Source organism: Stenotrophomonas sp. SXG-1 (assembly GCF_014083965.1).
Taxonomy (GTDB): domain Bacteria; phylum Pseudomonadota; class Gammaproteobacteria; order Xanthomonadales; family Xanthomonadaceae; genus Stenotrophomonas; species Stenotrophomonas geniculata.
This window is the reverse complement of sequence record NZ_CP046588.1, coordinates 2,823,440-2,845,861: the sequence shown is the minus strand read 5'-3', so window position 1 is coordinate 2,845,861 and position 22,422 is coordinate 2,823,440. Positions and strand designations below refer to the sequence as shown.

At 66.4% G+C, this 22,422-nt stretch carries 21 protein-coding genes; 10 read left to right on the top strand and 11 right to left on the bottom strand.

What is annotated here, in order from left to right; translation table 11 throughout:
• Window positions 1-25: 25 nt before the first annotated feature.
• Window positions 26-418: a DUF3037 domain-containing protein gene (locus GOC52_RS13115; protein ID WP_019337307.1), complete on the bottom strand. Its 393-nt coding sequence runs from the start codon at window positions 416-418 to the stop codon at window positions 26-28.
• Window positions 396-1,172, bottom strand: a complete 777-nt coding sequence (locus GOC52_RS13110; RefSeq protein ID WP_043398508.1) for a HipA family kinase — start codon at window positions 1,170-1,172, stop codon at window positions 396-398. Before GOC52_RS13110 ends, GOC52_RS13115 begins: the two co-directional genes overlap by 23 nt.
• A gap of 238 nt (window positions 1,173-1,410) precedes the next feature.
• On the opposite strand from GOC52_RS13110, the gene GOC52_RS13105 reads away from it, so the two are divergent.
• The 3 genes from GOC52_RS13105 to GOC52_RS13095 all read left to right on the top strand — a co-directional run bounded on the left by GOC52_RS13105 (window position 1,411) and on the right by GOC52_RS13095 (window position 4,910).
• Complete coding sequence (locus GOC52_RS13105; protein WP_010480503.1) at window positions 1,411-1,740, top strand: hypothetical protein; 330 nt, start codon at window positions 1,411-1,413, stop codon at window positions 1,738-1,740.
• A gap of 167 nt (window positions 1,741-1,907) precedes the next feature.
• Complete coding sequence (locus GOC52_RS13100; RefSeq protein ID WP_125437288.1) at window positions 1,908-4,370, top strand: S9 family peptidase; 2,463 nt, start codon at window positions 1,908-1,910, stop codon at window positions 4,368-4,370.
• Between the two features lie 219 nt (window positions 4,371-4,589).
• Window positions 4,590-4,910: a hypothetical protein gene (locus GOC52_RS13095; protein WP_029379698.1), complete on the top strand. Its 321-nt coding sequence runs from the start codon at window positions 4,590-4,592 to the stop codon at window positions 4,908-4,910.
• A 9-nt stretch (window positions 4,911-4,919) separates the two neighbouring features.
• On the opposite strand, the gene GOC52_RS13090 is transcribed toward GOC52_RS13095, so the two are convergent.
• Window positions 4,920-5,903, bottom strand: a complete 984-nt coding sequence (locus tag GOC52_RS13090; protein ID WP_010480506.1) for a hypothetical protein — start codon at window positions 5,901-5,903, stop codon at window positions 4,920-4,922.
• Between the two features lie 138 nt (window positions 5,904-6,041).
• On the opposite strand from GOC52_RS13090, the gene GOC52_RS13085 reads away from it, so the two are divergent.
• Window positions 6,042-7,007: a DUF2268 domain-containing putative Zn-dependent protease gene (locus tag GOC52_RS13085; RefSeq protein ID WP_049412963.1), complete on the top strand. Its 966-nt coding sequence runs from the start codon at window positions 6,042-6,044 to the stop codon at window positions 7,005-7,007.
• A gap of 49 nt (window positions 7,008-7,056) precedes the next feature.
• Entirely contained in the window at window positions 7,057-7,845 is a 789-nt protein-coding gene (locus tag GOC52_RS13080) for an SGNH/GDSL hydrolase family protein (protein ID WP_125437280.1), read from the top strand.
• Here the strand turns inward: GOC52_RS13080 and GOC52_RS13075 are convergent.
• Window positions 7,820-8,704, bottom strand: coding sequence for a LysR family transcriptional regulator (locus GOC52_RS13075; RefSeq protein ID WP_191849615.1), 885 nt, complete (start codon window positions 8,702-8,704; stop codon window positions 7,820-7,822). The genes GOC52_RS13080 and GOC52_RS13075 overlap by 26 nt on opposite strands.
• 105 nt (window positions 8,705-8,809) lie before the next feature.
• Between GOC52_RS13075 and GOC52_RS13070 the strand changes: the two genes are divergently transcribed.
• On the top strand, window positions 8,810-9,943 hold the full coding sequence (locus tag GOC52_RS13070) for an agmatine deiminase family protein (protein ID WP_191849613.1): 1,134 nt from the start codon (window positions 8,810-8,812) through the stop codon (window positions 9,941-9,943).
• A 6-nt stretch (window positions 9,944-9,949) separates the two neighbouring features.
• On the opposite strand, the gene GOC52_RS13065 is transcribed toward GOC52_RS13070, so the two are convergent.
• A complete protein-coding gene (locus GOC52_RS13065; protein ID WP_191849611.1) occupies window positions 9,950-10,495 on the bottom strand; it encodes a thioesterase family protein in 546 nt (181 codons plus the stop codon).
• Window positions 10,496-10,564: 69 nt separating this feature from the next.
• On the opposite strand from GOC52_RS13065, the gene GOC52_RS13060 reads away from it, so the two are divergent.
• The 3 genes from GOC52_RS13060 (at window position 10,565) to GOC52_RS13050 (ending at window position 12,349) form a co-directional block, all read left to right on the top strand.
• Window positions 10,565-11,140 carry a TetR/AcrR family transcriptional regulator gene (locus GOC52_RS13060; protein ID WP_029379700.1) on the top strand — a complete coding sequence of 192 codons (576 nt, stop codon included), beginning with the start codon at window positions 10,565-10,567 and terminating at the stop codon, window positions 11,138-11,140.
• Between the two features lie 52 nt (window positions 11,141-11,192).
• Window positions 11,193-11,576 (top strand): nuclear transport factor 2 family protein, encoded by a 384-nt coding sequence (locus GOC52_RS13055; RefSeq protein WP_125437278.1) that lies wholly within the window; start codon window positions 11,193-11,195, stop codon window positions 11,574-11,576.
• A 254-nt stretch (window positions 11,577-11,830) separates the two neighbouring features.
• Entirely contained in the window at window positions 11,831-12,349 is a 519-nt protein-coding gene (locus GOC52_RS13050; RefSeq protein ID WP_043398691.1) for a hypothetical protein, read from the top strand.
• A 46-nt stretch (window positions 12,350-12,395) separates the two neighbouring features.
• Here the strand turns inward: GOC52_RS13050 and GOC52_RS13045 are convergent, their stop codons facing one another.
• Window positions 12,396-14,507 (bottom strand): TonB-dependent receptor family protein, encoded by a 2,112-nt coding sequence (locus GOC52_RS13045; protein WP_191849609.1) that lies wholly within the window; start codon window positions 14,505-14,507, stop codon window positions 12,396-12,398.
• Between the two features lie 194 nt (window positions 14,508-14,701).
• The gene (locus tag GOC52_RS13040) at window positions 14,702-16,138 is read right to left on the bottom strand and encodes a serine hydrolase domain-containing protein (RefSeq protein ID WP_043398552.1); all 1,437 of its coding nucleotides are present in this window, start codon (window positions 16,136-16,138) and stop codon (window positions 14,702-14,704) included.
• 190 nt (window positions 16,139-16,328) lie between these two features.
• Between GOC52_RS13040 and GOC52_RS13035 the strand changes: the two genes are divergently transcribed.
• A complete protein-coding gene (locus GOC52_RS13035) occupies window positions 16,329-16,997 on the top strand; it encodes a GAD-like domain-containing protein (protein WP_019660338.1) in 669 nt (222 codons plus the stop codon).
• Between the two features lie 146 nt (window positions 16,998-17,143).
• Here the strand turns inward: GOC52_RS13035 and hutU are convergent, their stop codons facing one another.
• From hutU to hutI, 4 genes are read right to left on the bottom strand one after another with little or no spacing between them, the layout of a single operon-like run.
• Window positions 17,144-18,811, bottom strand: coding sequence for a urocanate hydratase (gene hutU, locus GOC52_RS13030; RefSeq protein WP_043398557.1), 1,668 nt, complete (start codon window positions 18,809-18,811; stop codon window positions 17,144-17,146).
• On the bottom strand, window positions 18,808-19,662 hold the full coding sequence (gene hutG / locus GOC52_RS13025) for an N-formylglutamate deformylase (protein WP_019337290.1): 855 nt from the start codon (window positions 19,660-19,662) through the stop codon (window positions 18,808-18,810). The genes hutU and hutG overlap by 4 nt, the downstream gene beginning before the upstream one ends.
• Entirely contained in the window at window positions 19,659-21,200 is a 1,542-nt protein-coding gene (gene hutH / locus GOC52_RS13020; RefSeq protein WP_126560120.1) for a histidine ammonia-lyase, read from the bottom strand. The genes hutG and hutH overlap by 4 nt, the downstream gene beginning before the upstream one ends.
• On the bottom strand, window positions 21,197-22,420 hold the full coding sequence (gene hutI / locus GOC52_RS13015; RefSeq protein WP_126560122.1) for an imidazolonepropionase: 1,224 nt from the start codon (window positions 22,418-22,420) through the stop codon (window positions 21,197-21,199). Before hutI ends, hutH begins: the two co-directional genes overlap by 4 nt.
• Window positions 22,421-22,422: the final 2 nt, after the last annotated feature.

The following is a 22,422-nucleotide window of genomic DNA, read 5'->3' as shown; positions in this document are numbered from 1 at the left end:
CGCCAGGAAGTGAGAGACGGGCGCATCAGCGCGGCACCCGCACCATCTTCGTCATCAAGTGTTCCACCACGCCCGCCGGGTCCGCAGTGCGGCCCACATGCGTGCTCGACATCTGCACAACCGAACTGCGCTTGGCGGTAAGGAAATGGAAGCGCGCTCGCGCGGGCAGCTGCGCGATGGGGCCGGCGCTGGCGTCGCCGCGGCAGATGGCCACGATCGCATCCAGCCACGGCTGCAGCGCCTCCTGGTCCAGCGCCGGCGCGAAGGCGCGCAGGCGCGCAGGATCGATCTCGATGGCCGCCTCCAGATGACGCGCGCCAGGACAGGAGACGATCACCCCGACGTTGATGAATTCCTCGCGTTCCACCCGCGGTACCACGCGGATGACCGCGTAGTCATACGTGTGCAGCGTGGGCACGGATGGCCTCCTGCACGAACACCGCACGCACTTTCAGGCGATGCTTGAGATAGTCGATGTAGCCTTGGCGATAGGCCTGCGGACTGTCGAATGCCGGCTCGTTGACCAGCCAGCTGTCCGGCACCAGGCCGACGATGCGCTCGATCTCGGCATCGGTCAGGCGCGCGGCCAGTTCGGCATCCACCTCGGCGATGCGGCTGGCGAACGACAGCAGCACGTGGTCGCGGATCAGCACGAACGGCTTTTCGCAGGCATCGCCGGCGTTGGCCCAGTCGTGATGGAAGTACATGGCCGCACCGTGATCGATCAGGTACAGCTTTCGATGCCACACCATCAGGTTCGGATTGCGCGTGGTGCGATCGACATTGCTGGTGAGCGCATCGAACCAGACGATGCGCGAGGCCAGATCGGCATCCACCGGCATCGCCGCAGGGTCGTAGTTGATCGCACCGGGCAGGTAGTCCAGGCCCAGGTTCAGGCCCTCGCTGGCACGGATCAGCTCCTGGATTTCCGGGTCCGGTTCGGTGCGGGCGAACTCGCGGTCCAGCTCCACGAACAGGATTTCCGGAATCGGCAGGCCCAGCGTGCGCGCCATTTCGCCGGCGATCAGCTCGGCGATCAGCGCCTTCGGGCCCTGGCCTGCGCCACGGAACTTCAGCACGGCCATGCCGTCGTCGTCGGTCTCGACCACGGCCGGCAGGGAGCCACCTTCCCGCAAGGGAGTGATGTAGCGGAGGGCATGTACGGTGCGCATGGGCGCATTCTAGCGTGGTGCGGGTGCAACCCCCTGATCGGCGAGGACCGAGTTCGGCCTTCACCTGTCCCTTCCGCCTGCGATGGCAGCATCGTGCTCCAGGAACCCTTGGGTTCATGGGCGTACTGGCACTCTTGATGCAGAGGCTTCAGGCCGGGCACCTGCTCGGCTGCCAGCGACGCGCACTGCGAAGCGGAAACCTCATCCACGATGTCCTGCAGGCTACGGAGGTGCACCGATGAGCGACGAATTCACTCCCATGCTGCCGCCCTTGGACGACGCCAAGGTCGAGGAAATGATCGGCAAGGTCGTACTGGTAGGTGTGACCCGCTATGGCGGCGACGGCCAGGTAAAGGGGCTGGAGCAGTATGCCGGCACGGTGCTGCGCATCAGCGCCGACGAGGGCGTGGTGCTGGCCGACGAGAATGATGGCCACGAGCGCTACCTGCCGCCGATGCTGGACCAGTACCAGCCAGCCGAGCCCGGGGAGTACCGCATGCACACCAGTGGCATGATCGTGGTCGACCCTGACTACCTGGCCACCTGGGACCTGCACGCGCAGCAGTAGTGCCAAGCCATGCCTGGCAGGTGCCGGCAGCTCCCCGGCACCTCCCGGAGCTGCACTTTGCCCCATCCGGCCACTAGCCCTTCCGGCCCATTCACGACAACCCCTGCGGTGCTAGATTCGGGTCCATGCCCGATTCCGGGTACCCATTCACACTCCAGGGGATAAGGATGCTGATCCGTCGAACCTCTCTGGCGGCGGCCGTTGCCGTCGCCACCGTCGGCCTGCTGGCCGCTGGCCCGGCGCTTGCCGACTACGCCAAGCCGCCGGAACACCTGCTCAAGGTGCTGAAGGCACCGCCGCCGCCGGCGCCGAACGTGGCCCCGGGCGGCCAGCGCCTGCTGCTGACCACCGCGCAGACCTACCCGTCAATCAGCCGCGTCGCCCAGCCTTACCTGAAGCTGGCCGGCGTGCGCCTGGAGCCGAAGAATCGCAGCCGCCATGACACCCCCGGTGGCTACGGCATTCCGGCCTGCGTGGCCGACTTCACCCTGGTCGATATCGGCAGCGGCAAGGAGACCAAGGTCAACCTGCCGCAGGGCTGCGCCACCGGCGCGCTGTGGTCGGCCGATGGCAGCCACTTCGCCTTCCAGAATGCGGTCGATACCAGCGTGCAGCTGTGGGTGGGCGATGCGGCCACCGGCCAGGTGAAGCAGGTGCCGAACGTGCAGCTGAACCCGATCTTCGGCTACACCGTGCAGTGGCTGGGCGGCAGCCAGAATCTGCTGGTGAAGCTGGTCCCGGCCAATCAGGGCCCGGCGCCGTCCAATGGCGGCGTGCCGACCGGTCCGGACGCGCAGGAGTCACTGGGCAGCAGCGGCGAAAGCAGCACCTACGAAGCCCGCGACACGCTGACCAGCGTCCATGACGAGAAGCTGTTCGCCTACTACGGTACTTCGCAGCTGGCCGTGGTCGATACCGTCGCCAACCGCGTGCGCCCGGTCGGGCAACCGGCGCTGTTCAATGAAGTCAGCGCCGCGCCCGATGGCGTGCACGTGCTGACCGAATCGATCAAGGCACCGTATTCGCATGCGGTGACCTACCAGCGCTTCGCCAACGACGTGGCCGTGCTGGACATCGCCAGCGGCAAGTCCACGCCGATCGCCAGCCTGCCGTTGGCCGACCGCGTGCCGGTGCACGGCGTACCGGAAGGTCCGCGCGGTTTCGACTGGCGTGCCACCGATCCGGCCACCCTGGTCTATGCCGAAGCGCTGGACAAGGGCGACTGGAAGGTCAACGTGCCGCATCGCGATCGCGTGCTGATGCTGAAGGCGCCGTTCAACGGCAAGCCGACCGAAATCACCCGCACTACGCAGCGCTTTGAAGGTTTTGCGTGGTCCGCCGATCCGTCCGTGGCGTTCCAGTTCGAGAACGACGAGAACCGCCACTGGATGCAGACCCGCATCGTCGATGTGGACCAGCCGAAGAAGGAAGGCCGCCTGCTGTGGGACATGTCCAGCGATGAGCTGTACGGCAACCCCGGCAACCTGGTCTTCACCCGCCTGCCGAATGGCGCGCAGGTCGTGCGCCGTGAGGGCAACCATGTGTTCCTCAGCGGCCGTGGCGCGTCGCCGCAGGGCGACCGTCCGTTCCTGGACCGCCTGGACCTGGGCACGCTGAAGAGCGAGCGCTTGTTCCGCAGCAGTGCCGATGCCTACGAACAGTTCCTCGGTTTCAGCAACACGCCGGGGCGCTACCTGACCTGGCACCAGTCGGTGATCGATCCGCCGAATGCCTTCATTCGGCAGCAGGGTGAGGCGGTGGCCGACGCGAAGGCCGGCGAGGCGCAGTTCGCGTCCACCACGACCGCGCTGACCAAGCTGGTCGACCCGACCCCGGAAGTGCGCCAGATCAAGAAGCAGCTGGTGACCTACAAGCGCGCCGACGGCGTGGACCTGTCGTTCACCCTGTACACGCCGCCGGGCTACAAGGAGGGCCAGCGCGTGCCGGCGATCCTGTATGCGTACCCGGCCGACTTCGCCAACGCCGCGCAGGCCGGCCAGGTATCCGGTTCGCAGCAGACCTTCACCCGCCTGCAGCCGTACCGCCTGATGCTGCTGGCCGGCTACGCGATCATCGACAACGCCTCGTTCCCGATCGTGGGTGACCCGAAGAACGCCTACGACACCTACCTGGAGCAGCTGGAAGCCGACGCCAAGGCGGCGGTGGACAAGGCCGTGGACATGGGCGTGGTCGACCGCAACCGCATCGGCGTGACCGGTCACAGCCATGGCGGCCTGATGACCGCCAACCTGATTGCGCACACCAAGCTGTTCAAGGCCGGTGTGGCGACCAGCGGTTCGTACAACAAGACCTTCACCCCGTTCGGCTTCCAGAACGAACGCCGCTCGGTGTGGCAGGCGCAGGACGTGTACCTGAAGGCCTCGCCGTTCTTCTATGCCGACAAGATCAAGCTGCCGCTGCTGCTGGTCCACGGCGAGGACGACGCCAACCCGGGCACCGAGCCGTTCCAGTCGCGCAAGCTGTACCAGGCGATCCGCGGCAACGGCGGCACCACCCGCCTGGTGATGCTGCCGAACGAACCGCACTGGTACACCGCATTGGAATCGAACGAGCAGCTGGTGGCGGAAATGCTGAACTGGTTCGACACCTACGTGAAGAATGCCCAGTAGCGTCGAGCCTGCTCGACCGCTTTGCAGAAGGCCGCCTTCGGGCGGCCTTGTGCATCCTGCTGTAGAGTCGAGCCCACGCTCGGCTATCCGTTGGCCTGTAAACAGTTGCAGGTGCTCTGCAATCAACTGTGGAGACTCGGTAACGACGTGTTACCGGCACATTCGCACGCCGCGCAAATGGTCTAGGCTGAACCTGATAGCTCGTTCCAGGTCGGTGCAATGAAAGCCATCCTTCTTGCTGCAACGTTGTCCTTGGTCCTGGTCTCAACTGCAGGTGCGCAGCCATTGCCCACCGAATTGGCGCAGCTGGGGATCATCGCCGGCATGCCTTACGCCAAGGCCAAGCGCCTGCTGGATGCCGCAGGCTGGCGGGCAAAACCTGCGCAGGGCGCGCCGGAATCGCTGGACGGCTTTCCGGAAGTCGGATGCCAGAAGGATGGAAAGCAATGTGCGACGACCTTCGAAAAGGACGGTCAACAGATCGCGGTGCGGCTGGGCACTACCCTGGCAGGGCAGCCGTTCGTGCAGAGCGCTGACTGAGTACCGCCCTCACGCCAGCGGTAGGCGGTCCTGCGCGCGCGACAGCCGGTCATGCAGGTCGCGCACATGTTCTGCCTTGGCATGCACCCGGGTGGTATCGCCGAAACTGCGTAGATAAGCGCAGGCCGCGAAGCCGGCGCTCTTCTTTTCGTACTCCGCAATCCAGGCCAGACGATCCGGGTTGTTGGCCTGTTCGGCGGACCACGCGGCCACCGGCGGGCGGATGCGATAACGCAGGCCGACGCGCCACGGCTTCGGTGTCAGCCGCGCACGGAAGCAGTGCTGCAGTCGGCACATGCGCGCGTACAAGGTGTCGGTGCCCAGTGCCTTGAAGAACGCCTGCAGCTGCTCGTCCTCGGGCGAGAAGGTGGCATGCATCGCCAGCACGCGCAGTCCCGCAGGCGTGCGGTAAGCGCGCAGATGCCAGTCGGGGTGTTGTTCGCTGAAGACTTCCACGCGCCGCAGCGCAAGCCCTTCGGCACCCCCGGCGGCGGCCAGACGCTGCCTGCGGCGCAACAGCAATGCGGCATTGACCAGAACTACCGCCGCCACGCCCAGCACCAGCCCCACCAGCCAGTGCCACAGCAGCGTGCCAGTGACGGCGCCGGCAAGCAGCACGACCGCCGCAACAATGGCCGGCATCACGCAGCCGGCTGGCGGCTGCGCATGGTCGATGTCGGCGAACAGCACGTCCGGGCTGTTGAGGCACAGTGCGCCATAGCTGTTGCGGGTGATGATGACGTCGCCGTCGCGCTGCACGATCTGCTCGCGGATCGGCACGCCCTCCACGCCGTAGTTGCTGCGCACTTCGCGGCGCGGCAGCGCCTGCCCGGCGAGGATGGCATTGAGGGCTTCGTTGGCGCGGCGGTCGGCGTGCACCTGCGCCTCTGCAGGGCCTTCGTCGGACCAGCCGAAGCGGCGCACCACCACCGGCCGGCCACGGAAGCGGGCCTGCAGGCGGGCTTCAGCCCAGTACGCGGGAACGATCATCATCGCGGGGTGCTCCATCTTCCGTGGCAGGTGCCGAATCGAGTCTGGCACAGCGCCGGAGTGCCCGCATCTGCTTGCTGCGGCAGCCGGGCCGGGGTGATAGATTGCGCGCTTCGCCTGCACTCCACCAAGGACGGAGCGATGTCCATGATCCTGCGCGGCCTGTTGGCCCTGGCCTGTGCCGGGGCAGTTGGCATGGCCACGGCGGCGGTACCGGCCGGGCCTCAGATTGTCACTGACGATGTCAGTCGCTTCTACGCGCTGTACGACAACGCAGGTGGCAAACCCAGCGTTGCGCAGTTGCGTGGATACATGGCCGAGGGTTCGGCGGGCCTGGCCGAACTGGCGAAGGCGCGCCGGGTCACCCCCGAGCGCATTGCCGAGTCCATCGCCAACCAGCCGGAACTGTATGCGCAGGGACGAAGCTGCCTGGCCGAACTGCCAGCGGTGAAACAACGCCTGACGCAGGTGTTTTCCAACCTGCAGGCGATCTACCCGCAGGCTGCGTTTCCGCCGGTGACCATCGCGGTGGGCCGTGGCCGTCCGGTCGGGCTGACCTCGAAAAGCGGGGTGATCATCGGCCTGGAAGCGCTGTGCGCAGCCGATTTCATGAATCCCAATGTGCAGGACCGCTTCGTGCACGTGATTGCGCACGAGTACGTGCACATCCAGCAGACGGGCCTGACCGACTTCGAGCCGGGCGACCCGCATGCGACGGTGCTGCGTGTTTCGCTGGGGGAGGGCATCGCCGAGTTCATCGCCGAACTGATTTCCGGCAACGTCGGCAACGGGCGCCACGCGGCCTGGACCCGTGGCCGGGAAGTGCATATCGAAAGCGCGTTCGCGCTGGATCTGGACAGCATCGATCTGTCGCCATGGCTGTACAACTACAAGCCGGGCTCGCAGGAGCCTTACGACCTCGGGTACTGGGTGGGCTACCGCATCGCCAAGGCCTATTACCTGCAGGCCAAGGACAAGCGTGATGCGGTGCGTGCGCTGATCCAGCAGGACAACCCGAAGGCGATCCTCGCTGCCAGCGGCTGGACGCCGGGCATGTGGATGCCGGCGAAAGTCACGGGTGTGGCGGCGCGTATGGCTGCACGCTGAGCACAGGGCGGGGCGTTAGACTGCGGAAGATGATTTCAGGAGTACTCGCATGCGTGGATCTGTTGAGCTTGCCGCTGCCACCGTCGTGACGCTGGGCCTCGCGTTGGCTTCTCCGCTGGGCGCTGCGGAAGCCGTCGCAGTCAATCCGCTGCTGCAGACGCCGATCGACCAGCTGCGCCCCGACGAAGTTCGTTTCATGCAGCAGCGCCTGGCCGATTGGCCGCAGCTGCAACGCTATCGTGACGCGAACGCGCGACTGCCTGCGGCAGTGCCGGGCCAGCCACGCGTAGTGTTCTTCGGTGACTCCATCACCGAGGGCTGGGGCAGGGAAGGCAGTGCCGGTTTCTTCCCCGGCAAGGGCTGGCTCAACCGCGGCATCAGTGGCCAGACCACGGCGCAGATGCTGGTGCGTTTCCCGCAGGACGTGCTGGCACTGAAGCCACAGGTGGTGGTGATCCTGGCCGGCACCAACGACATCGCCGGCAACACCGGCCCGTCCACGCAGGCGATGATCGAAGACAACCTGCACGCGATGATGGAGCTGGCCCGTGCACATGGCATCGCCGTGGTGCTGGCCTCCGTGCTGCCGGTGAGCGAGTACCCGTGGATGCCGGGCATCACGCCTGCGCCGAAGGTGCGCGCATTGAACACGGCGTTGAAGCGCTATGCCGAGGCGAAGCAGCTGGTCTATCTGGACTACTACACGCCGATGGCCAATGCGGCTGGTGGCCTCGATCCGCAGCTGGCCGAGGACGGCGTGCATCCCACGGCGAAGGGCTATGCAGTGATGGCGCCGTTGGCCGAAGCGGCGGTCAAGCGCGCGCTGCAGCAGAAGTAGCTCCCGCGGGCAGACTCGCCAGCAGCCACTCGCAGAAACTGATCACCAGCGGATCGGCCGCGCTGTCCTGGTGCACCAGCCAGCTCCAGCGCGGGCCGCGCACGCGCGCCTCATCCAGCGGTAGCAGCAGGCCTTGATCGCAGGCGCGGGCCGCCAGCAATTCGCTGACCAGGGCAATCCCCAGGCCCTGGCATGCGGCATCCAGCAGCTGCCCGGGCTCGGAGAAATTCATGCCCTCGCGGCGCTGGCCGACATCGGCGCCGCCCTGCACCTGCCATTGGCTCCAATCCATCTCGCGCTCGCCATGCAGGGTCAGTCGTTCGTGCACCGGTGTGGCGAGCAGGGCCGGATGGCAGGCCGGATAGAGCCGGTCCTGCAGCAGCACGCGGTGCTGGCACTGCGCCTGTGAGTCGAGGTCATCGCGTACCGCTACGTCCAGCGTCTGAGTGGTCATGTCCGGCGCGTCCTCGCTGGTCAGCAGCCACAGGTCGGCACCGGGATGCAGGCGATGGAACCCGGCCAGGCGTGGCACCAGCCAATGGCGCTCAAAGGCCGGGCTGGTGTTGACGATCAGTTGATTCGGCTTGCGGTACTGATCGAGCCGGCGGATGCCACTGGCCAGCTGCCGCAGCAGGGACTGGGTGGTTTCCAGCAGGTCGATGCCGGCGTCGGTGAGGGTGACGCTGCGGCCCTGCCGGAAGAACAACGGCTGCTGCAGCGAGGCTTCCAGGCCCCGGATCTGCTGGCTGATGGCCGACTGGGTCAGATGCAGTTCCTCGGCGGCCCTGTGGAAACTACCCAGGCGGGCGGCGGCCTCGAAACCACGCAACGCGTTCAGCGGTGGCCAATGCTTGAGCATTTCAGGTAAGTAAAACTGTTCAATTGGTGGCTGAATCTATCGTTTGTTCTTATGGATGGGCAAGCGCAGCATAGCTTCCATCCCACACCGGCCCTGGAGCCCGTCATGAGCAGCCGTCGTCACTTCCTCACCCAGCTGGCGGGCGCCGCCGGTCTTGGCGGCCTGGCCGCCCTCGGTCTGGCGGGGCTGCCGGCTCGCGTATCCGCAGCGGGGCCAGCTGCGGGCGCCTGGCGCATGCCGGACGAGCACGGGCCGCAGGAACGTGTCTTTCTGGCCTTCGCCGCGCAACCGCGGGTCTGGGGCGCGCAGGCCGATGCGGTGAACACCGCCGTGGCGCGGCTGGCCCGTACCATCGCCCGCCACCAGCCGGTCAGCGTGCTGTGCCGCCCGGACCAGCTGAAGCAGGCGCAGGACCGCTGCGGCCGCGACAACATCGAGTTCCTCGAGGTGCCGCTGGATGACATATGGGTGCGCGATTACGGCGGTTGCTTCGTCACCAATGACCGGGGCGGGCTGGGGCTGGTCGACTTCAACTTCAACGGTTGGGGAGGCAAGCAGAGCGCACGCAACGATGGCGCGGTGGCGCCCTGGCTGGCACAGGTGACCGGCGCGACGCTGCTGGAAAGCGATCTGGTGGGCGAGGGCGGTGGCATCGAAGTCGATGGCCATGGCACCGCCATCCTCACCGAAAGCTGCTGGGTGAACCGCAACCGTAATCCGGACTGGTCGCGCGCGGAGATCGAGGCCGAGCTGAAGCATCACCTGGGCCTGCGCAAGGTGATCTGGCTGCCCGGCATCGCCGGCGAGGACATCACCGACGCGCATGTGGATTTCTATGCGCGCTTCGTGCGCCCGGGTGTAGTGATTGCCAACCTGGACAATGATCCGGAGTCCTACGACTACGACCTGACCCGCGAACATCTACAGATCCTGCGCGAGGCCACCGATGCCGATGGCCGTCGCCTGCAGGTGCATACGCTGCCGCCGCCGCTGGACGGGCGCGACAACGTGCATACCCGCGACAACGACGATCTGGCGACGGGCTATATCAACTACCTGCCGATCAACGGCGCGGTGGTCGCGCCGCAGTTCGGTGACGACGCAGCCGATGGCTACTGCCGTGAACTACTGGAAGACATGTATCCCAGTCGCGTGATCGAACAGGTGGACATCGATGCGATCGCCGGTGGCGGAGGTGGCATCCACTGCGTGACCAAGAACATGCCGAAGATAGGGTGACGTGCCTCAGGCATCGTCCAGCTTCAACGCGGCATCGGCCGCCAGCAACGCCTCGGCGGCTGCACTGAGCGGCGGCGACGGTGGGGCGACTACGCCGATCGCTTCCATCATCTTCGGCATGCCCAGGAACTGACGTGCGCGACGGTCGTAGATGCCGGTGACCAGCAGCGCACGTGTGGCGATCTTCTGCTCGGGCCCGATCAGCACGCGCTGCTCCATGATGCCGCGCGAGCCGACCCAGCCCACCAGGCGCGTTTCCAGGGTGAAGCGCTGGAACGGCTTGAGTTCGCGGCGGAACTGGATGGTGCCGGCACCGACGATCGGCGCCCACTTCTCGCGCAGCGCCACCCGGCCCAGGCCCATGCGCAGGATCAGGTCCAGCCGGCCCAGATCGAAGATGTTCCAGTAGCGGCCGTTGGTCATGTGCAGGTTGCTGTCCAGGTCGTTGGGCAGCACACGGAACTGCAGGCGCGAGACCCCGAACGGGGCCTCCAGCTTCGGCCGGAACAGGCTGCAAAGCAGCAGATGGAGCAGGCGGAACCAGAGATTCATGGCTATGACGACTGTTATAGAACGGCCGGTACGCTAATCTATGACGACTGTCTTAGCAAGGCGATCGCCGTGAGCCCACGACCCTCTGATGCCCCGCAACGGGTGATTGATGCCGCAGCACAGATGCTGGCGCGGGTAGGCCTCAATGCCACCAGCATTCGTGAGGTGACCAAGCTGGCCGAGGCGCCGCTGGGCTCCACCTACCACCATTTTCCTGGCGGCAAGCAGGAACTGCTGGCGCGCGCCACCTACATGGCCGGCGACAAGGTGGAGGCGCTTCTCGTCGAGCTGTTGAAGGGAGGGGCGGTGCAGGGCCTGCAGCAGTTCCTGGCAATGTGGCGCGAGCGCCTGCTGCGCTCCGGGTTCCGGGCGGGCTGCCCGGTACTGGCCGCTGCCGTGGAGGAGCCGGTGGAGGCAGTGCCGAGCCAGCCCCGTGCAGCAGCTGCTGAAGTGTTCGCACGTTGGCAGGCCCATCTGGCCGCAGCGTTCATCGCCGACGGCCACGATCCGGTCGCCGCGGGTGGGCTGGCCAATCTGGTGATTGCCAGTGTGGAAGGTGCGGTGGCGATGTGCCGCGCACTGCAGGACATCGCCCCGTTCGACCAGGTGGCCGCGCAGTTGCTGAAGGCCGCCGCGCCTCCTTGATACGGCTGAACGGTCGCGGGAGACTCGGCGCAGGCCCTGACTGGACGCCGCCGTGGACGAATCGCACTGCCGCCATCTGATCGAGCACTACCTGCAGGCCTACAACCGCTTCGACATCGACGCCATGCTGGCGGTGCTGGCGCATAACGTGCGTTTCGAGAACCACAGCGGTGGCCAGCTGACGATGGTCACCGAAGGCATCGATGCCTTCGGCGAACTGGCACGGCAATCGGCGCCGTTGTTCCGCGAGCGCGAGCAGCGGTTGCTGGAGCTGATCTTCAAGGATGGTGTGGTGCTGGCCAGCATCGACTGGCATGGCGTGTTCGCGCAGGACATTCCCGATGGTCCCGGCGCGGGTACGGAACTGGCACTGCAGGGACACAGCGAGTTCGCTTTTGAGGACGGTCGCATCGTGCGGATCGTCGACCGCAGTTGATGATCAATGGCCTCGGCCCGTCGCCTGGACAGAGGCCCCGGCCGCGGTAGAATCCGCGCAACACTACCCGCGCGTGCCCGGCAAGGATGTCCGCATGCTGTATCAGGTTCTTGAGCTTCCATGCTCCACGAGCTGTAGCGGCGCATGTGGATGGCCGTGCTCGGTTTTTCGTTCCTGGCCTGCCCTGCGCTATGATCCTCGCCAAGGCCAAGGTATGTGGCCGGCTGTCAACCACCACGAATGAGGAAGAGCGCATGGATGTCGCTACACACCGCAACAGGACGTTGTTTCGTTGGATCATGGTGACGCTGCTGGCAGTACTGATGCCGTTTGCAGCACTGGCGCAGCCCGCAGCCGGGCAGGCCGATGGCGCCGAAGCCGCCACTGCCACGGAAGAGGCCCAATGCCGCGCCTGCAGCTATGAGCGTATCGGGCCCAAGGTCGATATCGGACTGGTTGCACTGGTATCGCTGCTGGTGGTGGGTCTGCTGATCGCAGCGTCGCGGGAATGGGGCACCACGTCGCAGCGCTGGACCTGCCGCACGCTGGCTCTGCTGCTGGTGGGCATCGGCCTGGCGTTGCTGTGGTGGGCTGGCAGCGTCGTCTACCTGGGCTACAACCCGTGGCAGGACATGGCCCCCCCCGGCGATGGTTCGCTTACCTCGACACTGCTCAACACCTCACCGAAGTGGCTGGCGGCGCTGGTGTTGATTGGTTTCGCGCCTTCCATCTGGAAGCGCAGCGAACGCCTGCCGGCCTGGCGCATCGGCTGACCCTGGAACGACGGCGCCGGGTCAGACCCGGCGCCGCCTGCGGCCATCAGTCAAAGCGCCAGCGCACGCCCGCATAGACGCCACGGCCTTCGCCTGGCGTCGAGCGCGCGACATCCTTGCCGGCGTCGTCGTAGCCCGGCGTGACCGTGGCGGCGTAGTGGCGGTTGCCGATGTTGCGCATCTCCGCCCAGGCCTGCCAGCGACCACCGGGTGCCTCGTAGCCGATGCGGCTGCCGAAGATCACGTGGCTGTCGGCCCAGTAGCTGTTGGCGTAGTCCACCGCGATGCGCGAGGCGTATTCGGTGTTCAGCGCGGCGTACAGGCCGGAGGCATGATCGAAGCGCAGCTCGGCCTGGTAGCTGTGGCGCGGCAGGCCCGGCAGGCGGTTGCTGCCGAAGCGCGCATCGTGGCGGTAACGGAAATCACTGAAGGTGTACGCCTGGCGCAACGACAGGCGCCCCGGCGCGGCCTGCCACAGTGTGCTGTCCAATCCGGCTTCGATGCCACGGTGCACGGTGGGGCTGGCGTTGTTCTCTGCGATGAACAGGTTCGGTACCGGCTGCAGCTCCACGCTCAACAATTCATGGTTCACGTGGGCGTAGTAGCCGGTCAGTTCCCAGCGACCCAGCGCCGCGTCACCGCGCGCGCCCAGTTCCAGCGTGGTGGCGGTCTGGTTCTGCATCGGCACCGGCGCGCGCTGGCGGCCGGTAGACGGGCCATTGCCCGGCCCGAAGTACTGGTTCGAGCCCCAGATCATCGACCACGGGTGCGGCGCCTCCACCGAACGGCTGAGGTTGCCGAACCACTGCGTCTGCGTGCTGTGCTGCCAGGTGAAGCCCAGTCGCGGCGCGTAGTCCCAGTCGTGGTCGCGCAGGCGGCCGCCGCTGCTCGGCCAGGTCACCTGCACATCGCGGCGGGTGCTGATCAGTGCCAGCCCGGTCTGCATGCGCAGGCGGTCGTTGAAGGTGAGGGTATTGCCGACGTGCAGCGTACTGTCGGTGCCGTGGTGGCGGAAGTCACGCGTGCGCGTGCCGGCAGCGTAGCCGTTGCTGGCAAAGCGCAGTGACTCGCGCACATCGGCGTCCAGATCGTGGGTGGCGCGCAGGCCGACCGTGGTCTCGCTGTCCAGGCCGAACAGCCGGTGGCGATGGCGGTAGTCCAGCGTGGCGTTGAGGTTGGCGTAGTCCAGCTGCTGCCGGTACAGGCTCTCGTTCAAGTCCATCGGGTACGTGTGGTAGACCAGCCCGGCCTGCAGCGAGGAGTCCTCATCGATCTGCAGCGTGGTGACATTGCCCACCCAGGTGCTGCCCGGTTGCGGGCGGAGCGCATCAATGGCCAGGTTGGACGCATTCGCGGCGTGCGGATCGTTGCGGATCTGATCGCGGGTCAGGCGACCGGGTGTTTCGTGATTGGTCTCGCGGTAGCGCACGAAGAAGCGCGTCTGCAGGTCGGGCGTGATCTGCCATCCGACGTTCGCCATCGCGCCCTTGCCGTCGCCGCGCGCGTGCCGCTGGTAGCCGTCGAATTCGGTATCGGCGTAGGCCAGGAAGTAATCGACATCACCACTGACGCCGCCCCAGCTGATGCCCCGCTTCTGGTAGCCACGGCTGCCGGCTTCGTAGTGCAGCTGCACGCCGGCCGAATCACGCCCGCTGCGGCTGACGTAGTCGATGGCACCGCCCAGCGCCAGCGCGCCGCGCTCGAAGCCGTTGGCGCCGCGCAGCACTTCCACGCGTGACAGCCACAGCGGTTCCAGCAGCTCGTAGGGCGTGCCGCCGGGGCCGGTCAGTGGCAGGCCGTCGATCGACACGGCGATGCCCGAGGCGTGCGCACCCGGGCCCCGGTTGATGCCCGAGCCACGGATCGAGATCTTGGTGCCTTCGTTGCCCGGCGATTGCGCGCTGATGCCCGGCTGGTAGGCCAGCACATCGGCACTGCTGGACAGGCGGCTGTTGGCCTTGGACACGTCGATGACGTTGCTGGCGCCGGGCACGCGCTTCAGCGCCTCGCGTGCCTGTGTGCTGGCATCGGCAGCAGCGGTGACCTGCACGGCATCCAGCGTGGTGGCCTGCGGGGCCGCAGTGGCGGTGGAGGAAAGGCCGAGGGAAACGGCCAGGAACAGCAGCGAGGGGGTGGGGCGGTACGACGAGAGCGACATGCGGGAATGCTGTAAACCACGAAAGTGGCGCGCAAGTTAACAGTTCGGTGGCCCCCACGTCACCCTCCACCTGCGTATGGCCACCTGTGGTGGCCCTGTAGAGCCGAGCCAACGCTCGGCTATCGCGCGCAGCGGGGGTTCTCTGCGATCGCCACGAAGAGCAGCCGAGCATGGGCTCGGCTCTACAGCAGGGTTTACGGCGAAGGCTTCGCCAGCGCCTTGGCCTTCGCGTACAGCGCCTTGGCAACATCTGCATCGCCCAGCGCCGCATGGCACTCGGCCAGGCTGTCCCACGCGTTGGCCGAATCCGGATACAGCTCGGCGTTGAGCGCGAACACCTTCAGTGCCTTGCTGGCACCCAGACTCTCGCGGATGGCGTAGCCATCACCATTGATCGCACGTTCCAGTTCGCCGGTGGGAACGCCATTGCTGTCGCGCAGCCAGCTACGCATGAGCGGTTTCGCATCGGCGCTGTCATCCAGCGCATAGCCGATCAACCGCTCGGACAACACCGCATGCGGGAATTCCTTCGGCGCGGCCACCGCCATCGTGCATTCCACCAGCGTGCTCGACCAGACATTGCGGGCGCTGCCGTTGGTCAGGTAAACGAATACCCAGTAGCCGCTGGCCAGCGTGCCCTTGTAGGCCAGCCGCGCACGTACACGGGTGCCGCCATCATGGCCGACCTGGGTGTAGCCGTCGCTGCGGGTGGTGTCCCAGCCGGTGGAGAAGAAATTGCTGCCGCCACCGCTCAGTTTCTGCGGCTGCCAGAGTTCTTCCAGGGTCGCCGTGCGCACCAGCTTGCCGGTGGCCAGTGCCTGCAGGAAGCGGTTCATGTCGCCCACGGTGGTCTGCAGATCGGCATGGCCCCAGCCGTAGTCCGGCCAAGGGTCTTCATTGGCCGGCTGCAGTTGGCCGTCCTTGCCGATGTACGGCACCGCCGCGCGCGTGGCTGGCACGCTGGTGACACCCCACGAGGTGCTGGCCATCTTCAAAGGCTGCAGGATGCGTTCGCGTGCGATGGCCGGGTAGGGCCTGCGGTAGTGCGCTTCCAGCAACGCCGTCAGCACCAGGTAGTTGGCCTGGGTGTACTGCACGCGGCTGCCGGTGGCGAACTGCATCGGCGCGGTCGCGGCGACCTTCAGTGCAGCGGCAAGATCAGGCGCCACACCGGTGTAGCCCTTGCTGACCCAGCGGTTCTCCACCCGGTCGTAGTACTCGCCGATACCCGAGCTGTGGTTGAGGAAGTCGCGCACGTGGATTGCCTGCCATGCAGTCGGCAGGCCCGGAACATAGCGGCTTGCCGGCGCCTCCAGATCCACCTTGCCCTGATCGACCAATTGCATCACCAGCGTGCTGGTCAGCAGCTTGGCCATCGATTGCGCGGCGAAAATGGAATCGACGGTGGCCGGTGCGTGGGAGGCCGGGTCACGCTCGCCGCTGGCGCCCTGGTACAGCACCTGTCCGTTGTGGGCGACCAGCACCGCTTGCCCGGCGATGCCGTAGCGCTTGCGGTTGGTCTGCAGTTGGGCTTCGAGCTGTGAAGAGAGGCCGACGGGGAGCCCACGCGCAGAAGCGGGTGGAGCAGCGAACAGGGCGCAGAGCAATGCAGCAGCAAAGGTGCGGTACATCGCGGTGATCCATCAGCGGTGATGGCGCATGTTGCTCAGCGGCGGTCGACGGGTCAAGCGGAGGCGGGCGCCTATGTGAATGCGTGAATTTCCAATGGCCTGTCGTAAACAGCTCTTCGCGACGGATGAGGCACCAGATATAAGAACGCCTCAGTCCAAACCGACGAGATAGCCTTGCATGGGAGGGTTAATGGAGGGGGATGAGGATTTCGCGCTCTTCATCGAGAGCTTCGGAGAGGCAACTGAACACGATCCGGTGCCAGAGACCAGCTTCTCCAAGTGGACGGGCATCTTGCCCGAATCGCTCTTGAGCTATTGGCGTCGGGATGGATGGGCGAACTATGGCAACGGACGCCTGTGGACGGTGAATCCCGAGGACTACGACGGCCTGATGCGCGCGTGGTTGGCCGGTACTCCATTTACACAGATCGATACCTACCATGTGTTTGCCAGAAGCGGGTTTGGACGCCTCTACCTGTGCGGCGAAGCATCAGGTGCGGGCTTGAACATCGATCCAGTCAGCAGTGAAGTGTTTGCTCTTCAGAACTGTTTGAGGCCGAAGTCTCTTGCACGACAGGACGGTGGCATCAAGGCCTTCTTCGCCTGTGCGGAGCTCGACGATTTTGATCTGATGGATGGGGATGAAGAACTGCTCTTCGATAGGGCTGTGAACACTTGTGGGAACTTGCTGGCGGATGAGATGTTTGGCTTTGAGCCAGCGTTGGTTTGCGGCGGAGAATTCACCATTGAGAATGTGCGCAAGCTAAAGATTCAGCCGCACCTGCACATGCTCAGGGAGTTCGCCACACCTGCGTTTCCACGCTATGCGATTGATGTTAAACCGCTGGCCCGGAAGTGATCCGATCAAGTCGAATCATGTAGAGCCGAGCCCATGCTCGGCTGCCTTCCGGTCAGGCGTCGTGACCCTGGAAGCACTGAGCCGAGCATGGCTCGGCTCTACAGGTGCCTTGCGGTAGTGCCGGCCAGTGGCCGGCACCCCTGCGATCAGCCGAGAATCCCCGGCAGATCCAGCCCCTTCTCCTTCGCGCAGTCGATCGCGATCTCATAGCCCGCATCGGCATGGCGCATCACGCCGGTCGCCGGGTCGTTCCACAACACGCGGCCAATCCGCTTCGCCGCTGCCTCGGTGCCATCGCACACGATCACCATGCCGGCATGCTGCGAGAAGCCCATGCCCACGCCACCGCCGTGGTGCAGCGACACCCAGGTCGCGCCGCTGGCGGTGTTGAGCAGGGCGTTCAACAGCGGCCAGTCGGAGACCGCATCGGAGCCGTCGGCCATCGCTTCAGTCTCGCGGTTCGGCGAGGCCACACTGCCGCTGTCCAGGTGATCACGGCCGATCACCACCGGCGCCTTCAGTTCACCGTTGGCGACCATCTCGTTGAACGCCAGGCCGAGTCGATCACGATCACCCAGACCGACCCAGCAGATACGTGCCGGCAGGCCCTGGAACTTGATCTTCTCGGCAGCCATGTCCAGCCAGCGGTGCAGGTGCGGGTTGTCCGGAATCAGCTCCTGCACCTTGGCATCGGTCTTGGCGATGTCTTCCGGATCGCCGCTCAGCGCCGCCCAGCGGAACGGGCCGATGCCACGGCAGAACAGCGGGCGGATATACGCCGGCACGAAACCCGGGAAATCGAAGGCATTGGCTACGCCTTCTTCCAGCGCCATCTGCCGCAGGTTGTTGCCGTAGTCCACGGTCGGCACGCCCAGCGCGTGGAAGCCGAGCATGGCGCGGATGTGGTTGGCCATCGAGGCACGCGCAGCCTTTTCCACTTCCTTGGGGGCGGAGACACGTTTCTCGTCCCACTGCTCGACGGTCCAGCCCTGCGGCAGGTAGCCGTTCACCGGGTCGTGCGCGGAGGTCTGGTCGGTCAGCAGGTCCGGCTTCACGCCGCGCTTGAGCAGTTCGGCCAGCACGTCGGCAACGTTGCCGAGCAGGCCCACCGACTTCGGCGTTCCGGCCTTGCACGACTCCTCGATCAGGCGCAGCGCTTCGTCAAGATTGTCGGTCCAGGTGTCCAGATAGCCGGTGCGCAGGCGCATGTCGATGCTGCTCTTGCGGCACTCGACGGCCAGGCAGGAGGCGCCGGCCATCACGGCAGCCAGCGGCTGTGCACCGCCCATGCCGCCGAGGCCGCCGGTGAACAGCCACTTCCCGGTCAGGTCGCCACCGAAGTGCTGGCGGCCCATTTCCACGAAAGTCTCGTAGGTGCCCTGCACGATGCCCTGCGCGCCGATGTAGATCCAGCTGCCGGCGGTCATCTGGCCGTACATGGCCAGGCCCTTCCTATCCAGCTCGTTGAAGTGGTCCCAGTTGGCCCAGCGCGGTACCAGGTTGGAATTGGCGATCAGCACGCGCGGTGCATCGGCATGGGTGCGGAACACACCCACCGGCTTGCCCGACTGCACCAGGAGAGTCTGGTCGTCGTCCAGGCGCTTGAGCGTTTCGACGATGGCATCGAAGCTCTCCCAGTCACGCGCGGCGCGGCCGATGCCGCCGTACACCACCAGCTCCTGCGGCCGCTCGGCCACGTCCGGGTGCAGGTTGTTCATCAGCATGCGCAACGGCGCTTCGGTCAGCCAGCTCTTGGCGTTGAGCGTGGTGCCGGTCGGCGCGGCGATGGTGCGGGACGGGTCGTTGCGGGTCATGCGGCGCTCCGGTTCGTAGCGAATTCAAGGCAGGCATTGAGCACCTGCGCCAGGGTGTGGCGCAGTGGTGCGGCGTGGTCGGGGTCGAGCGGGGTGGGCCAGCTGTGTTCGTCCACCTGGTCCGGCAGGGGTTCGTGCATGTAGCCACGGCAGGCCAGCTCCATCTGCAGGCTGTGCACGCCGCCGGCGATGTTGCTGTAGTGGCGGGTGATCCAGCCGCCCTTGAAGCGGCCGTTGCGCACCTGGCTCATGCCACTGATCTTCAGCAGGTTTTCCACCACATCGCTCAAGGCGTTGTCGCAGGACGTGTCGGGTGCGCCGGACGGCCCGGCGGTACCGAGGTTGAACTGCGGCAGCTCGCCATCGAACAGGTGCGGAATATGCGAGCGGATCGAATGCGCGTCGTACACCACCACCGTACCGTGCTGCGCGCGCAGGCGGGTGATCTGTGCGGCCAGCGCATCGTGGTAGGGCAGGAAATACGTGTCGCGGCGCCGCGCGATCTCGGCGTCATCCGGCTCGCGGCCCGCGTGGTACAGCGGCTGGTTGTCGAAGGTGGTCAGCGGGCACAGGCCGGTGGTGTTCTGGCCCGGGTACAGCGACACACCGCTGGGATCGCGGTTGAGGTCGATCACCGAACGTGAGATCGCCGAGCGAACCGTGGTCGCGCCCATGCCGCGCACGAAGTCGTACAGCTCGTGCACCCACCAGTCGGCATCGCGGCGTGCCAGCCACGGCGAGTGGTAGTCGCCGATCAGGTCGTGCGGCAGCTCGCTGCCGGTATGCGGGAAGCTGACGATGAGGGGGGCGTCGCCCTCGTGCACCGTCAGCCAGTCGGGATGGGTATTCATGCCTGCGGTTCCACGGTTGGCAGCAGGTCGGCCAGGCCCTGCGCCAGCGCACCACTGCGCACCAGATTCGTGGCGGTCACCATGTCCGGATGGAAGTAGCGGTCCTCTTCCAGCGTCGGCACCTGCGCACGCAGCGTGGCGCGCACGGTTTCCAGCGCGGCACTGGAGCGCAGCGGCGCATGGAAGTCGCAGCCCTGCGCCGCGGCCAGCAGTTCGATGCCGATCACGTTGGCCGCGTTCTCGGCCATCTGCATCAGGCGCCGCGCACCGTGTGCGGCCATCGACACGTGGTCTTCCTGGTTGGCCGAGGTCGGGATCGAATCAACACTGGCCGGGTAGGCGCGCTGCTTGTTTTCCGAGACCAGCGCAGCGGCAGTCACCTGCGGAATCATGAAGCCGGAATTCAGGCCCGGGCGTGGGGTCAGGAACGCCGGCAGGCCGGACAGCGCCGGGTCCACCAGCATCGCCAGGCGGCGCTCGCTGATCGAGCCGATCTCGCACACCGCCATCGCCAGCATGTCGGCGGCGAAGGCCACCGGCTCGGCATGGAAGTTGCCGCCAGACAGTGCTTCGCCGGTATCGGTGAACACCAGCGGATTGTCGGACACGCCGTTGGCTTCGATTTCCAGGGTGGTCGCGGCCTGGCGCAGGATGTCCAGCGCTGCGCCCATCACCTGCGGCTGGCAGCGCAGGCAGTACGGATCCTGCACGCGTACGTCGTTGTCACGGTGCGACTCGCGGATGCCCGAGCCCTGCATCAGGGTGCGCAGCGTGGCCGCTGTGGCGATCTGCCCGCGCTGGCCACGGATGGCATGGATGCGCGGATCGAACGGGGTGTCCGAGCCCTTGGCCGCTTCCACCGACAACGCGCCGGTGACCAGTGCCGCCTGGAACACGGTTTCGATCTCGAACAGGCCGGCCAGCGCGTAGGCGGTGGAGAACTGGGTGCCGTTGAGCAGCGCCAGGCCTTCCTTCGCGCCCAGTTCGATCGGCTGCAAGCCGGCACGCGCCAGTGCGTCGGTTGCGGGCAGGCGTTCGTCACCAATGAACGCTTCGCCGACGCCCAGCATCACGCTGGCCAGATGCGAGAGCGGCGCGAGGTCGCCCGAGGCGCCGACCGAACCCTGCGCCGGCACTACCGGCAGCACGCCCCTGACCAGCATCGCTTCGAGCAGCCGCAGGGTTTCCTCGCGCACGCCGGAAGCGCCCTGCGCGAGGCTGACCAGCTTCAGCGCCATCATCAGCCGCACCACGCTTGCCGGCATCGGTTCGCCCACGCCAGCAGCGTGCGAGAGCACGATGTTCCGCTGCAGGGTGGCCAGGTCCTCGCGCTCGATGCGCACGCTGGCCAGCTTGCCGAAGCCGGTGTTGATGCCATACACCGGCGCACCCTTGGCGACGATGGCGGCGACTGCAGCAGCACTGGCGCGCACTAGCGGCAGCGCGGCCGGATCCAGTGCCAGCGGCGCGCCGCGATAGACCTGCCGCCACTGGGCGAGAGTGACATGGCCGGGGCGAAGAACCAGGGTGTTGCTCATGTGTTGCTCCAGGAGGCAGGCAGGTCGGGCTGCCCGCGCACCACGCGCGCGTGCAGCGGGTTGAATCCAATGCGATAGACCAGGTCGGCGGGGGCGTCGATGTCCCAGATCGCCAGGTCGCAGTCCATGCCGACGGCCAGGCGGCCGATACGCTCGCCATGGCCCAGTGCGCGCGCCGCTTCACGGGTGAAGCCGGCGATGCATTCGTCCACGGTCAGGCGGAACAGGGTGGCGCCCATGTTCATCGCCAGCAGCGGGCTGGTCAGCGGCGAGGTGCCGGGGTTGCTATCGGTGGCCAGCGCCAGCGGCACGCCGGCCGCGCGCAATGCAGCGATCGGCGGCAGGGTGGTATCGCGGGTGAAGTAGAAGGCGCCCGGCAGCAGCACGGCCACGGTGCCGGCGGCGGCCATCGCGGCGATGCCGGCGTCATCCAGATGTTCAATATGGTCGGCCGAGAGTGCACCTAAGCTGGCGGCCAGTTCGGCGCCATGCTGGTTGCTCAGCTGTTCGGCGTGGATCTTCACTGCCAGCCCATGCGCGCGCGCCGCTTCGAAGACCTGCCGCGCCTGCGCCGGCGAGAAGGCGATGTTCTCGCAGAACACATCCACCGCTTCGGCCAGGCCTTCCGCGGCGATGGCCGGGATCATCACGTTGCACACCTCGTCGGTGTACTCCTGTGGTTCGCGGCCCGGCGGGATCGCGTGCGCGCCGAGGAAGGTGGTCACCACGTTGACCCGGCATTCCTCACCCAATGCACGTGCCACCTGCAGCTGCTTGCGCTCGTCGGCCAGGGTCAGGCCGTAGCCGGACTTGATCTCGATGGTGGTCACGCCTTCGGCGCGCATCGCCAGCAGGCGCGGGCGGCTCTCGTGCGCCAGCTGCTCTGGCGAGGCGGCGCGGGTGGCGCGTACCGTGGAAACAATGCCGCCACCCGCACGGGCGATCTCGGCATAGCTCACGCCCTGCAGGCGCTGCTCGAATTCGTTGGCGCGGTTGCCGGCGTAGACCAGGTGGGTGTGGCAGTCGATCAGGCCCGGCGATATCCAGCGGCCCTCGCCGTCAATGCGGGTGGTCGGCTTCAGGTGGGCGTCGCTGCCGGCCGGGCCGACATGGACGATGCGGCCGTCGGCGCAGGCCAGCACGCCATCGCGGATGACACCCAGGCCCTCGCCATCGAGGGTGATCAGGTGAACGTTGGACCAGAGGGTATCGACGTGCATGG

Bases quoted from the DNA above. Each gene is read 5' to 3' on its own strand.
- GOC52_RS13110 (WP_043398508.1), bottom strand. From the start codon at position 1,172: ATGCGCACCGTACATGCCCTCCGCTACATCACTCCCTTGCGGGAAGGT.
- GOC52_RS13105 (WP_010480503.1), top strand. From the start codon at position 1,411: ATGAGCGACGAATTCACTCCCATGCTGCCGCCCTTGGACGACGCCAAG.
- GOC52_RS13100 (WP_125437288.1), top strand. From the start codon at position 1,908: ATGCTGATCCGTCGAACCTCTCTGGCGGCGGCCGTTGCCGTCGCCACC.
- GOC52_RS13095 (WP_029379698.1), top strand. From the start codon at position 4,590: ATGAAAGCCATCCTTCTTGCTGCAACGTTGTCCTTGGTCCTGGTCTCA.
- GOC52_RS13090 (WP_010480506.1), bottom strand. From the start codon at position 5,903: ATGATGATCGTTCCCGCGTACTGGGCTGAAGCCCGCCTGCAGGCCCGC.
- GOC52_RS13085 (WP_049412963.1), top strand. From the start codon at position 6,042: ATGTCCATGATCCTGCGCGGCCTGTTGGCCCTGGCCTGTGCCGGGGCA.
- GOC52_RS13080 (WP_125437280.1), top strand. From the start codon at position 7,057: ATGCGTGGATCTGTTGAGCTTGCCGCTGCCACCGTCGTGACGCTGGGC.
- GOC52_RS13075 (WP_191849615.1), bottom strand. From the start codon at position 8,704: ATGCTCAAGCATTGGCCACCGCTGAACGCGTTGCGTGGTTTCGAGGCC.
- GOC52_RS13070 (WP_191849613.1), top strand. From the start codon at position 8,810: ATGAGCAGCCGTCGTCACTTCCTCACCCAGCTGGCGGGCGCCGCCGGT.
- GOC52_RS13065 (WP_191849611.1), bottom strand. From the start codon at position 10,495: ATGAATCTCTGGTTCCGCCTGCTCCATCTGCTGCTTTGCAGCCTGTTC.
- GOC52_RS13050 (WP_043398691.1), top strand. From the start codon at position 11,831: ATGGATGTCGCTACACACCGCAACAGGACGTTGTTTCGTTGGATCATG.
- GOC52_RS13045 (WP_191849609.1), bottom strand. From the start codon at position 14,507: ATGTCGCTCTCGTCGTACCGCCCCACCCCCTCGCTGCTGTTCCTGGCC.
- GOC52_RS13040 (WP_043398552.1), bottom strand. From the start codon at position 16,138: ATGTACCGCACCTTTGCTGCTGCATTGCTCTGCGCCCTGTTCGCTGCT.
- GOC52_RS13035 (WP_019660338.1), top strand. From the start codon at position 16,329: ATGGAGGGGGATGAGGATTTCGCGCTCTTCATCGAGAGCTTCGGAGAG.
- hutU (WP_043398557.1), bottom strand. From the start codon at position 18,811: ATGACCCGCAACGACCCGTCCCGCACCATCGCCGCGCCGACCGGCACC.
- hutG (WP_019337290.1), bottom strand. From the start codon at position 19,662: ATGAATACCCATCCCGACTGGCTGACGGTGCACGAGGGCGACGCCCCC.
- hutH (WP_126560120.1), bottom strand. From the start codon at position 21,200: ATGAGCAACACCCTGGTTCTTCGCCCCGGCCATGTCACTCTCGCCCAG.
- hutI (WP_126560122.1), bottom strand. From the start codon at position 22,420: ATGCACGTCGATACCCTCTGGTCCAACGTTCACCTGATCACCCTCGAT.